Source organism: Mycobacteroides sp. PCS013 (assembly GCF_049532645.1).
Taxonomy (GTDB): Bacteria; Actinomycetota; Actinomycetes; order Mycobacteriales; family Mycobacteriaceae; genus Mycobacterium; species Mycobacterium gwanakae.
In genome coordinates, this window is sequence record NZ_CP150131.1 from 979,690 (window position 1) to 991,557 (window position 11,868).

Here is an 11,868-nt window from a genome sequence, read left to right on the forward strand (position 1 = left end):
AAGCATGGGTGCCCTCGACCTCGTCGCCGATTGGCCAGTACCCACCGTCGCCGCCGCGGTGGTGGGGCCGGAGGGGATAAGGGCCCAAACCGGCCCTGTCACGCACCAATTCGCACTCGCATCGGTCACCAAACCATTGGTGGCCCGGTCCGCACAGGTGGCGCTGGAGGAAGGTGCCGTGGAGCTTGCGACGCCGGCCGGTCCGCCCGGCTCGACCGTCGAACATCTGCTGGCACACGCCTCGGGGCTGTCGCTGCTCTCCGAAGCCGTCATAGCCAAGCCCGGTACTCGCCGGGTGTATTCGAACTATGGCTTCGCGGTGCTGGCGCATACGGTGCAGGCCGGGTCCACCATCGAGTTCGGTCAGTACCTCCGTGAGGCGGTGTTCGAGCCACTCGGTATGGGGCACACGGTGTTGCCCGGCGGAGCAGACACCGCCGGGTACGGGGGAGCGTCCACCGTCGTGGACCTGGTGGCCTTTGCCGGTGAGCTGCTGCGTCCGCGTCTTGTGACGGCCGAGACGCATCAGCGTGCGACGAACGTCGTCTTCCCGGGATTGGACGGGGTGCTGCCCGGCTACGGCGTGCAGCGTCCCAACGACTGGGGGCTGGGCTTTGAGATCAAGAGCACCAAGATTCCGCACTGGACCGGCGCCGAGAATTCACCGGCCACCTACGGACACTTCGGGCAGTCCGGCACGTTTTTGTGGGTGGACCCGGTTGCCGATCTGGCGCTCATCGTGCTGACCGACAGGCCCTTCGACGGTTGGGCCAACCAGCTGTGGCCACAGCTCTCCGACGCCGTGCTGGCCGAGTTCGGGTAGAGGTTCTCAAACTCTCAGGAAGCCGTTACCTCAAATTGGGCTCTGGGACTGGCGCAACACGCGCACCACAGGGCACAATGGTGTCACAAGGCACATTGGTGTAATTCGGTAACACGCTCTGGAAGCTTCGCGAGTCGTTGGGGAAGACGTCCTCGTCGAAGACAAAGGAGCACTACGAATGCACGCGTCGCCTCAGTTCGCCGACTCGACAACCGGCGTGGTGTATGTCCATGCCTCTCCGGCTGCGGTGTGCCCGCACGTCGAGTGGGCTTTGTCGTCGACCCTGTCGGCGATCTCATCGAGCCGCCCGGCGGAAGTCTCGCTGCGCTGGCAGGCACAACCAGCCATGCCGGGGCAGCTGCGCGCCGTCACCAACTGGGTGGGCCCCGTCGGTACGGGTGCGCGCCTGGCCAACGCCCTGCGCTCGTGGCCCGTGCTGCGCTTCGAAGTCACCGAGGACGCCAGCGATGGCGTGGACGGACAGCGCTTCAGCCACGTCCCGCAGCTGGGCATGTGGAGCGGCAGCACAAGCGCCAACGGCGACATCATGGTCAGCGAGATGCGGCTGCGCGGTCTGATGGATGCCGACCCCGGCAGCATCACCGCCGAACTCGACAACATGCTGGGCACCGCGTGGGATGACGCGTTGGAGCCGTACCGCAGCGGCGGCGACGGCGCCGAGGTCACCTGGCTCCGCGGAGTCGGTTAAACCTCAGCTCTTGTTGGCGTTACCGATCAGACGGCTCACCAGGAAACCGATGTAGGCGAGGCCGCCGAGGCTGCCCACAATGCGGGTGCGCCGGAACGCCAGCGCAAGACCGAGCAGCAGCTCGGTGACGCCGTTCTGGTAGACCCAGCGGCGGGTGTCCTCCGGGAAGGCGACCTTGGAGAGAGACTCGAACGGCTGGGGCGCGATGAAATGCGCGACACCGGTGGCTGCCAGTCCGGCGCCGCCCGCCCGGAATCCGATACCTGCGAGGCGAATGCCCAGGCGCACCAGATTCTCGATGAGCGCCGACAGCCGCTGAAACAGGCTCGGCCCGACCTTCGTCGTGACGAGCGTCGCGGTCGGCTGACCGTCGACAAGCAACTTGAGTGCCTTCTTGCGCCGAAGTGCCATTCCCCAGACTCCCTTGTCGATTATGTGAATGAAACGTCACTCTAACAGTAGGGGGATGACTAGGCGTCGGCCTGTCGCGTGGCGACGTCGATGCCGAACGTCTCCACCAGGAAGCTCACGATCGCGGGTGTCACCCGGCGCGGCCAGAACCGCAGGGTGGCCAACGTTCCAGCCGAAACCACTTGCGCACCAACGATATCGATGGCGAGATTGTGCGCGTCGGCCGCCGGGTGCAGCGGGTCGGCGGTGAGCGAGAGGATCATGGTGGGCGCATCAACGGCCCGCCGTACCGCGCGGGGCGGTGCCATGCGGCCCACCAGCATGCCCTTCATGAACGCCGCCGAGCGCGACGGCGGAGCGGTCAGGAACGAGCGAATCAGACCCAGGGTGGGCTGGTCGGTTTCGGGGAACGATCGGGCCACCGCGCCTACCAGCCACACCAGCGGCCGACCGAGAGTGAACAAGGTGAGCCCGGCCGACCACAGGTACCCGGCGACGCCGATGCCGTTCTCCAGGAACGGACCCTCCAGCAGCAGCCCGGCCACCCGCTCGGGTGCCAACGCCGCCGCCTCCACCGAGATGTTCGCGCCGACGGAGGTGCCACCGAGCACCGCGCGCTCGATGCCCAGGGCGTCCAGGGCGCCGATGAGCTGGCGGCCCAAGGCTTGTGAGTTGTAGCGGTCCGGCTCGAGCGGGCGCTCATCGGCGGTGGTGCCGAGCAGGTCCAGGCAGATCACCCGGAAACCGCGCTCGGCCAATTCCTTGGCCCAGGCGTGTTCCAGATAGTGCGAGGTGAGGAAGGCGTGGGACAGCACCACAACGCGGTCCCCGGAACCGAACTGGCGATATGCCAGCCGGTGTCCGTCGACCGTGACCGTGGTGCCGGCCGTCACAGCGGGATGTTCTTGTGCCGGCCGCGCCGTGAGGGCGCCTCGGCGAGGGCGCGGGTCAGCACCGCGCGGGTCTGCGACGGCTCGATCTCCTCGTCGACGACGCCGATTTCGATGGCACGATCCACGCCACCGGCGATCCGTTCGTGCTCGAGAGCCAGCTCCTCATGCAGGGCCTCGCGCTCCTCTTCGGGGGCGGCGGCCAGCTGCTTCTTGTGCAGGATGCCCACGGCGGCCTTAGCGCCCATGACGGCGACCTCGGCGTCCGGCCACGCGAACACCTTGGTGGCGCCCAGCGAGCGGGAGTTCATGGCGATGTAGGCACCGCCGTAGATCTTGCGGGTCACCAGCGTGACGCGCGGAACGGTGGCCTCACCGAACGCGTGCAGCAGCTTGGCGCCGCGGCGCACCACGCCGCCCCACTCCTGGCCCACACCGGGCAGGTAGCCGGGCACGTCCACGAGCACGATCAGCGGAATGCCGAAGGCGTTGCACAGGCGCACGAAACGCGCTGCCTTCTCGGCGCTTTCGGAGTTCAGGCAGCCACCCAGACGCAGTGGGTTGTTGGCCAGCACGCCGACGCTTCGCCCGGCCAGGCGGCCCAGGCCGATGACCATCGATGGCGCCCACTTGCCCTGGAACTCTTCGAACGTTTCGTCTGGGTTGTCCGAGTCGAGCAGTGCGTTGACGATCGGGTGCACGTCGTAGGCGCGTTTGGCCGACTCGGGCAGCAGCGCGCGCAGATCGGTGTGATCGGCCTCGGCGCGGTTGCGGTCGAAAACGCCCTGCTGGCAGAAGAACCCGACCAGCTTGCGACCACGGGCGTAGGCGTCCAGCTCATCGTCGGCGACGATGTGGCATACACCTGACTTCTTGTGGTGGGCCTCGGGGCCACCCAGGGTGGCCATGTCGACGTCCTCGCCGGTGACGCTGCGGACCACGTCGGGTCCGGTGACAAACACGCGGCTCTGCGGCGCCATGATGATGACGTCGGTCAGTGCCGGGCCGTACGCCGCACCGCCGGCAGCGAAGCCGACGACGATCGAGATCTGCGGGATGTAACCCGAGGCGCGGATCATGGCCTCGAAGACCAGCCCGACGGCGTGCAAGGCCGAAACCCCTTCGGCCAGACGGGCACCGCCGGAGTGCCAGATACCCACGATCGGGCTCTGCTCCTCGATGGCGGTGTCGTAGGCGGCCACGATGTGGCGGCAGCCCTCGATACCCATGGCGCCGCCCATAACGGTGCCGTCGGTGCAAAAGGCGATGGTCCTGACTCCGTTGACCGTGCCACCGGCGGCCAGCACACCCGAGCGGTCACGCTCGTGCAGCAACTCGACGGTGCCGTCATCGAAGAACGTGCTCAGCCGGAGCAACGGATCACGCGGATCGAGCGATTCGTCGATGGCCTCGGGAGCCAGGATCGTCATCTTGAGCCTCTCTGGTGCTTAGTACTTGCCAAAGGCAAGCGCAACGTTGTGCCCGCCGAATCCGAACGAGTTATTGATTGCGTATTTAAAATCCCCGTGACGCGGCTCTCCCGCAACGACATCCAGGTCGATTTCGGGATCAAGGTTGTCAAGATTGAGCGTCGGCGGGATAACGCCGTCGCGCAGTGCGAGCACGGTGAGCACCGATTCCAGGGCGCCGACGGCACCAATCGAGTGGCCGAGCGCCGACTTGGGCGCGTACACCGCGGCATGCTGCACACCGGCGACGTGGATGGCGTTGGCCTCGGCGACATCGCCGATCGGGGTGGCCGTGCCGTGCGCGTTAATGTGGTCAATGTCCTTGGGGGACAAGCCAGCTGTCTGAATTGCGCGGGTCATCGCCGCACCGGCGCGCACACCATCGGGGCCGGGGGCCACCATGTGGTACGCGTCGGAGGTGATGCCGGCGCCCATGATGCGGGCCAGGATCTGTGCGCCGCGAGCCTTGGCGTGCTCTTCGGTCTCGATGACCATGAGCGCACCGGCCTCGCCGAACACGAATCCGTCGCGGTCCTTGTCGAACGGGCGAGAAGCCTTCTCCGGCTCATCATTTCGGGTCGACATGGCGCGCATCATCGAGAACGCGGCGATCGGCAGGGCTTCGATCATGCCCTCCACGCCACCGCAGACGACCATGTCAGCATCGCCCATCACGATCTGGCGCCACGCGTGTGCGATGGCCTCGGAGCCGGAGGAACACGCCGACACCGGCGTGATGACACCCGCGCGGGCGCCGATCTCCAGGCCCACCACCGCGGCGGCACCGTTGGGCATGCACATCTGGACGGCGAGTGGTGAAACCTTGCGAATGCCATGCTCATTCATGGTGTCGTAGGTTTCGACGATGCGCTCGCCACCGCCGAGCCCGGTACCGATGACGACGCCAAGGCGGTCCTTGTCGATGTCATCGGGCGTGCCGGCGTTCTGCCACACCTGACGGCCTACGAGCAGCGCCATGCGCTGCACGTAGGCCATCCGGCGAAGCTCCAACCGGGTCATGTGGTTGTCGATGGGCTCCTTGAGGTGCCCACCGATCCACACGGGCAGACCGAACTTCTCGACGAATTCGTCTTCGAGAACCTCGATGCCGCTCTCCCCGGCGATCAATCCCTTCCACGTGCCCTCGATGTCAGGCGCGATAGATGTCGTTGCGGCGAGAGCCGTCACAACGACGTTGGGGAAGCCACCGTTGGCAGTGGAAGGGGTTGTCACTAGTCCTAGCCCTCCAGCTGCGCGCGGATGTTGGCTGCGGCCTCGGGGTTTTCCTGCTCGAGCTTCTCGATGTAGTTGACGACATCGCCAACGGTCCGCAGACCGGCCAGATCCTCATCGGGGATCTTCACGCCGTACTTGTCCTCGGTCTGGACGGCGATCTCAACCATCGACAGCGAGTCGATGTCCAGGTCGTCGACGAACGACTTCTCGAGGGTGACCTCGGAGGGCTCGATACCGGTGACCTCTTCGATGATCTCGGCGAGACCGGCGACGATGCGATCTTTTTCTTCTGCGGTGGCCACTCGGTGGCTCCCTTCGGTGTTGTGGACTGCGGGTGCAGCCCTGGGGTGAACTCTGTGTTGTGGAACGGGATGAGTGAGCGGCACTGCCCGCCCATCCTGGGTACTACTTATTTGGTGGGTTGGCCGCTTACAGCTCGGCCAGGGCGTCGAGGTCTTCGAGGGATTTCAGGGCCTGGTTGGTGACGCCACGCATCTCACGCTTCGCGATGCCGGCCAGCGCGCCTGAGGGCGGCAGTTCCACAACGGCCTGCACATCTGCCGTCTTGAAGTATTCAGTGCACAGATCCCAGCGCACCGGGGAGGTGAGCTGGTTGACCAGCTTCTCCATGGCGTCGGCGCCGGAGGCGACGGGGGTGCCATCGAAGTTGGACAGCAAGGTGGTGACCGGCTCAGACGGGAGGATCGCGGCCGCTGCGGCGGCGTACGCCTCCTGCGCGGGAGCCATGAAGTGGGTGTGGAAGGCACCGGCGGTGGCGAGCTGGCGCACGCGCGCCTTGGCCGGGGGATCCTCAGCCAGCTTCTCCAGTGCGGTGATGCGGCCGGCGGCGACGATCTGTCCGGCGGCATTGCGGTTGGCGGGGATCAGCTCGAGGGCCTCCAAGCGCTCGAGCACCTCGGCCTCGTCGCCGCCCAGCACGGCGGACATACCGGTCGGGTCCAGCGCGCAGGCCTTGGCCATCTCGGCGCCACGGGTGGCGGCCAGGGCGACGGCTTCATCGGCGGAGATGACCCCGGCGATGGCGTAGGCGGCGATCTCACCGACGGAGTGGCCGGCGACCACGGTGGTCTTGGCGTTGAGGTGGCCGCGCTTGGTCAGCTCGTCGTAGGCCAGCAGGGTCAGTGCGACGACCAACGGCTGAGTGATCGAGGTATCGGTGATCTCCTCGGCGGTGGCGGTGGTTCCCAGGCGCACCAGATCGAGTCCGCTGGCCTTCGACCACTGCTCAACCTGGTCGGTGGCACCGGGCAGTTCGAGCCACGGTGTCAGCATGCCGGGAGTCTGGGATCCCTGTCCGGGAGCGAGCAGCGCAATCACGTATTTAAGAGAACACTGTGAAGGGCCGTTTGCGCCGTGTAAGAGAAAATGAATCTTGTCTTAAGTATTTGTGGGATGCCTACAAAAAAGCATCCGTTGCGACCCGATCTATACCGTCTCGCAATGTGGGACCTCGCAGGTGACCAGCGAGTAACCCGTCTAAGCCTTAATGACGTTGATTGTGACTGGTGTGATTCCTGGTTCAGGAGTGAACACTTCGGCGTGCTCCTGAGCCAGTCTGCCGACGGTTGCCGCGACACGCAACACATAGGCATCACGCGGGGACGTTGGGTCCCTACCGGTGAAATCGGTGATTCGCTTAAGTCGATAGCGCACAGTATTTGGGTGAACAAACAGTGCGCGCGCGCACGCCTCGATCGCACCCCCGGAATCTAAGTAGGCGTCGAGAGTTTCGGTCAGCGCCGGGCCGGCATCGCCGAGCGGGCGCATCACTTCGGTATTGAGGGCCGCGATGGCGGCCTTGTCGCCCAGGAGCGCCCGTTCGGGCAGCAGCTCGCGCGAGGACACCGGACGGGGCGCGCCCCGCCACCCTGACACCGCATCCATCCCCGAGAGCGCCTCCACGGCGCTGGTGTGCGAGGCGCTGAGCGTGCCCGCCGTGGGCCCGATGACCACCGGACCGTCGGCGAAGACCGTCAACAGATCGACCATGAACTTGTTGTGGGCCGTGATCGGACCCGACGCGATGGTGAGCAACCGGGTGCCCTGGATGACGGCAAGTGCCCCGCGACCGTGCCGCTGCGCGACCTCATGGACCAATGTGGTTGCGTTGGCGATGATTTCCGGCCGGGGAGTGCCGACGATGACTGTTGCCGGTGCGGTGGTGTCCCAGTTGAGTGCGGCCGCCCGGGACAGCATGTCCGGTCCGGTGTCGCCGCGTACCACCGCGTCGACCACCGTCGCCTCCAGGCGCGAGTCCCAGGCTCCGCGGGTCTCGGCGGCTTCCGCGTACACGCTGGCCGCTCCGAATGCGAGATCGCGGCTGTACCGCAGGATGCCCTCGGTCAGCGTCACCAGCTGCTCATCGTTGCGGGCGAGCAGGGGTAGCACCTCTTCGAAGAACTCCATGGCGGTGCGCACCATGTCGACGGAATGGCGCAGTGCCAGGCGTTTGGCGAGGTCCTGGGGGACCACCTCGAAGGCCTGCATGGTGAAGCCGACGGTGCCCTCGGGGTCGCGTATCCACTCGACGAAGTTGTTGATCGCCGTCTGGACCACCAGCGCGACGCTGGAGCGCTGCGAGGCCTCCAGGTCGGTGAAGAAGGGCAGGCGCTCTTCCATGACATGGACGGCCTCGGTCGAGAGCCGGCCGGAGTACTGCTTGATCCGGTGCAGGAGCGCCTCGGGCACCTCGGCCCTTTCGCGCGGCTTGCGGGCCGCGCGAAATCCGCGAGGAGAGGTCGCCGAATTGTCGGGCATCCCTAAAAGGTACCCCGGATTCCTAGTGGGAAACCGCCAAATTCGGGGAAGTTAGGCGCTCCCGGTGTCCTTATACGAGACGTCCGCGGCCGACACGTCGTCGATCTTGTACTGCGCGGCTGCCCGCACGGCGACCTCACGGTCAACGGCACCCTCGTCGGCCAGTGCCTCGAGTACCGCGACGACGACAGACTCGGCATCGGTGTTGAAGTACCGGCGTGCGGCCGGGCGGGTGTCGGATATGCCGAACCCATCGGCCCCGAGGGTCCGGTACGTTCCCGGCACCCAGGGCCGGATCTGCTCGGGCACCGCGTGCATCCAGTCCGAGACCGCGACCTTGGGACCCTGGGCGCCCTCCAGCGCCTTCGTCACGTACGGGACGACCTTGGGACGGTCCGGGTGACGCAGCGCCTGGTGATCGATGGCCAGGCCGTCGCGATTGAGCTCACCCCAGGACGTCACCGACCACACGTCGGCCGCCACGTCCCACTGTTCGGCCAGCAGATCCGCCGCGCGCAACGCGTCGGGCAGCGACACCCCGGAGGCCAGGATCTGCGCCTGATGTGTGCGCGCCTCGGGCGCCACGCGGAACTTGTAAATACCGCGCAGGATGCCCTCGACATCGACGTTCTCCGGCTCGGCCGGCTGCACATACGGCTCGTTGTACAGCGTGATGTAGAAGTACACGTTCTCGCTGTTCTCGCCGTACATCCGCTGCAGGCCGTGCTCGACGATATGGGCGATCTCGTAGGCGAATGCCGGATCGTAAGCCACCACAGCGGGATTGGTGCTGGCCAGCAGCAGCGAGTGACCATCGGCGTGCTGCAGCCCCTCGCCGGTCAGCGTGGTGCGCCCCGCCGTGGCGCCCAGGACGAACCCGCGTGCCATCTGATCGGCCGCGGCCCACAGGCCGTCGCCGGTGCGCTGGAAACCGAACATCGAATAGAAGATGTACAGCGGGATCATCGGCTCGTCGTGGGTCGAGTACGACGTGCCCACCGCGGTGAACGAGGCGGTGGAACCGGCCTCGTTGATGCCCTCGTGCAGGATCTGCCCCTGCGCGCTTTCCTTGTAGGCCAGCATCAGATCGGCATCCACCGCGGTGTACAGCTGGCCGTTGCGGTTGTAGATCTTCAGCGACGGGAACCAAGAGTCCATGCCGAACGTGCGTGCCTCGTCGGGGATGATCGGGACGATGCGGCTTCCAATGTTCTTGTCGCGCAACAGTTCCTTGAAGGTACGCACCAGTGCCATGGTGGTGGCGACTTCCTGCTTGCCCGAGCCCTTCTTCACCGAGGCGTAGACCTCCGAACCCGGCAGGGTGAGCGGACGCGACTTGGTGCGCCGCGACGGCACGAATCCGCCCAGCGCGCGGCGCCGGTCGAGCATGTAGCGGATCTCCGGAGCCTCCGGGCCGGGGTGGTAGTACGGCGGCAGGTACGGGTTCTCTTCGAGCTGCGCGTCCGAAATCGGGATCCGCTGCTTGTCGCGGAAATCCTTGAGGTCATCGAGGGTCAGCTTCTTCATCTGGTGCGTGGCGTTGCGGCCCTCGAAGTGCTTACCCAGGGTGTAGCCCTTGATGGTCTTGGCCAGGATGACCGTCGGCTGGCCCTTGTGCTCGGTGGCCGCCCGGTAAGCGGCGTACACCTTGCGATAGTCGTGACCGCCGCGCTTGAGATTCCAAACCTGGGCGTCGCTAAGGTCTTTCACCAGCTCCTTGGTGCGCGGATCGCGCCCGAAGAAGTGTTCGCGGACGTAGGCGCCGTCGTTGGCCTTGTAGGTCTGGTAGTCGCCGTCGGCAGTGGTGTTCATCAGATTCACCAGCGCGCCGTCACGATCGGCGTGCAGCAGGGCGTCCCATTCGCGGCCCCAGACAACCTTGATGACGTTCCAGCCGGCGCCGCGGAAGAAGGACTCCAGCTCCTGGATGATCTTGCCGTTGCCGCGCACCGGACCGTCCAGGCGCTGCAGGTTGCAGTTCACGACGAACGTCAGGTTGTCGAGACCCTCCGTCGCGGCGATATGCGCCAGGCCGCGCGATTCGGGCTCGTCCATCTCACCGTCGCCGAGGAAGGCCCACACCCGCTGATCGGAGGTGTCCTTGATGCCGCGGTCGCGCAGGTAGTGGTTGAACCGTGCCTGCATGATCGCGTTCATCGGGCCCAGGCCCATGGAAACCGTTGGGAATTGCCAGAAATCGGGCATGAGGCGCGGGTGCGGGTAAGACGGCAGGCCGCCGCCGGGGTGGCTCCTCTCCTGCCGGAACCCGTCGAGCTGATCGGTGGTCAACCGGCCTTCCAGGAAGGCGCGGGCGTAGATGCCGGGGGAGGCGTGGCCCTGGATGAAGATCTGGTCGCCGCCGCCCGGGTGGGCGTTGCCGCGGAAGAAGTGGTTGAAACCGACCTCGTAGAGGGCCGCCGAGGAGGCGTAGGTCGAAATATGGCCGCCCACACCGACCCCTGGCCGCTGTGCGCGGTGCACCATGATCGCGGCGTTCCAGCGGATCCACGCACGGAAGCGGCGCTCGGTGTCCTCGTCGCCGGGGAACCACGGCTCATTCTCGGTGGCGATGGTGTTCACGTAGTCGGTGGACGTCAACGCCGGGATGGCCACCCGACCGGCATTCGCCCGCTCCAGCAGCCGCAGCATCAGGTACCGCGCCCGGGCGGGACCCGAGCGGGCCAGCAGACCGTCAAACGACTCCAGCCACTCGGTCGTCTCGTCCGGGTCGATATCGGGCAGGTACGACGCCACACCTTCGCGGATCACCCGAACGCGCTCGGATTGGTTTGAGACGCTTGAATTTCCGGCCAGGTCCTGGCGAGCGAACTCCGTGGTCAACTTTTCTGCTCCTTAGGGGTGGGGGTGCAGATCTCAGTCACAATCAGATCGGTACTCCCATCGTGCCGCAAGTCACTTGCTACTAGCGAGTCTGGTCCAGTCACCAGGTCCAGAGCGGCTCCAGCAGGTACCGTCGTGACATGCGTATGGCGGCGCTGTTGATCGCGCTGGCGGCCATCTGTGCAGGGGTGGTGGCGGGCTGCACCGTGACTACGGGAGGGCAGGCGTCGGCGCCCAGCGAATCGGTGTCGGAGTACCGCACGTACGTATCGCAGTCCATCGAGACGTCGCGGTCCGAGGAATCCAAGCGTCAGGAGACATCGCGGGCGCAGGCCCAGGCTGATGCCTGTGAGACGTTCGCGATGACGTCGAATGCCGCCGTTTCGGCGGGTAATGAGCTCATCTCCGTCATGAACGACGAGGGCGGCTACGGGTCGAGCGCGGAGGCCAAGGTGGGCCCGGTCATCAATGCGCTCAACACCAGCGCCGGACAGATCGACTCCGTCAAGGCGAAGGCGCAGACCGACGAACTGCGCGATGCGCTGACGCAGTATGTCGATCAGTCCCGAAAACTGGCCGGGGCGTTCGATAATCGGCTCAGCAGTGGCACTCTCAACTCTGTGGTCCGTAGTTTCAACGACGCGCGGGAGCGTGCCGGGAAGATCTGCGAACCGCTTCTGCAGACAAAAGGCCGATAGTGCCTGACGAGGA

11 protein-coding genes are annotated in these 11,868 nt (G+C 66.0%); 3 read left to right on the forward strand and 8 right to left on the reverse strand.

The features are described 5' to 3' along the window. The first annotated feature begins 4 nt into the window (after window positions 1–4). Both RHO23_RS04840 and RHO23_RS04845 read left to right on the forward strand, forming a co-directional pair. Entirely contained in the window at window positions 5–823 is an 819-nt protein-coding gene (locus RHO23_RS04840) for a serine hydrolase domain-containing protein (protein ID WP_264921581.1), read from the forward strand. A 178-nt stretch (window positions 824–1,001) separates the two neighbouring features. Further along, entirely contained in the window at window positions 1,002–1,532 is a 531-nt protein-coding gene (locus RHO23_RS04845; RefSeq protein ID WP_057968470.1) for a DUF3145 domain-containing protein, read from the forward strand. A 3-nt stretch (window positions 1,533–1,535) separates the two neighbouring features. Here the strand turns inward: RHO23_RS04845 and RHO23_RS04850 are convergent, their stop codons facing one another. The 8 genes from RHO23_RS04850 to aceE all read right to left on the reverse strand — a co-directional run bounded on the left by RHO23_RS04850 (window position 1,536) and on the right by aceE (window position 11,157). Then, complete coding sequence (locus tag RHO23_RS04850; RefSeq protein WP_030095367.1) at window positions 1,536–1,943, reverse strand: hypothetical protein; 408 nt, start codon at window positions 1,941–1,943, stop codon at window positions 1,536–1,538. Window positions 1,944–2,002: 59 nt separating this feature from the next. Then, window positions 2,003–2,836 carry an alpha/beta fold hydrolase gene (locus RHO23_RS04855; RefSeq protein WP_423488748.1) on the reverse strand — a complete coding sequence of 278 codons (834 nt, stop codon included), beginning with the start codon at window positions 2,834–2,836 and terminating at the stop codon, window positions 2,003–2,005. After that, the gene (locus tag RHO23_RS04860; protein ID WP_423488749.1) at window positions 2,833–4,263 is read right to left on the reverse strand and encodes an acyl-CoA carboxylase subunit beta; all 1,431 of its coding nucleotides are present in this window, start codon (window positions 4,261–4,263) and stop codon (window positions 2,833–2,835) included. The genes RHO23_RS04855 and RHO23_RS04860 overlap by 4 nt, the downstream gene beginning before the upstream one ends. A gap of 18 nt (window positions 4,264–4,281) precedes the next feature. Next, complete coding sequence (kasA, locus tag RHO23_RS04865) at window positions 4,282–5,535, reverse strand: 3-oxoacyl-ACP synthase KasA (RefSeq protein ID WP_030095370.1); 1,254 nt, start codon at window positions 5,533–5,535, stop codon at window positions 4,282–4,284. 5 nt (window positions 5,536–5,540) lie between these two features. Next, window positions 5,541–5,840 (reverse strand): meromycolate extension acyl carrier protein AcpM, encoded by a 300-nt coding sequence (gene acpM, locus RHO23_RS04870; protein WP_030095371.1) that lies wholly within the window; start codon window positions 5,838–5,840, stop codon window positions 5,541–5,543. 127 nt (window positions 5,841–5,967) lie between these two features. Next, window positions 5,968–6,876, reverse strand: a complete 909-nt coding sequence (locus RHO23_RS04875; RefSeq protein ID WP_030095372.1) for an ACP S-malonyltransferase — start codon at window positions 6,874–6,876, stop codon at window positions 5,968–5,970. Window positions 6,877–7,035: 159 nt separating this feature from the next. Beyond that, the gene (locus RHO23_RS04880; RefSeq protein WP_030095373.1) at window positions 7,036–8,316 is read right to left on the reverse strand and encodes a PucR family transcriptional regulator; all 1,281 of its coding nucleotides are present in this window, start codon (window positions 8,314–8,316) and stop codon (window positions 7,036–7,038) included. 51 nt (window positions 8,317–8,367) lie between these two features. Then, complete coding sequence (gene aceE / locus RHO23_RS04885) at window positions 8,368–11,157, reverse strand: pyruvate dehydrogenase (acetyl-transferring), homodimeric type (RefSeq protein ID WP_423488750.1); 2,790 nt, start codon at window positions 11,155–11,157, stop codon at window positions 8,368–8,370. Between the two features lie 140 nt (window positions 11,158–11,297). Here aceE and RHO23_RS04890 point away from each other — a divergent pair, with 140 nt between their 5' ends. Further along, on the forward strand, window positions 11,298–11,855 hold the full coding sequence (locus RHO23_RS04890) for a hypothetical protein (protein ID WP_030095375.1): 558 nt from the start codon (window positions 11,298–11,300) through the stop codon (window positions 11,853–11,855). Window positions 11,856–11,868: the final 13 nt, after the last annotated feature.

What these genes read in the sequence shown, in the direction of transcription:
- RHO23_RS04840 (WP_264921581.1), top strand. Translation starts at nt 5, where the DNA reads ATGGGTGCCCTCGACCTCGTCGCCGATTGGCCAGTACCCACCGTCGCC.
- RHO23_RS04845 (WP_057968470.1), top strand. Translation starts at nt 1,002, where the DNA reads ATGCACGCGTCGCCTCAGTTCGCCGACTCGACAACCGGCGTGGTGTAT.
- RHO23_RS04850 (WP_030095367.1), bottom strand. Translation starts at nt 1,943, where the DNA reads ATGGCACTTCGGCGCAAGAAGGCACTCAAGTTGCTTGTCGACGGTCAG.
- RHO23_RS04860 (WP_423488749.1), bottom strand. Translation starts at nt 4,263, where the DNA reads ATGACGATCCTGGCTCCCGAGGCCATCGACGAATCGCTCGATCCGCGT.
- RHO23_RS04880 (WP_030095373.1), bottom strand. Translation starts at nt 8,316, where the DNA reads ATGCCCGACAATTCGGCGACCTCTCCTCGCGGATTTCGCGCGGCCCGC.
- RHO23_RS04890 (WP_030095375.1), top strand. Translation starts at nt 11,298, where the DNA reads ATGCGTATGGCGGCGCTGTTGATCGCGCTGGCGGCCATCTGTGCAGGG.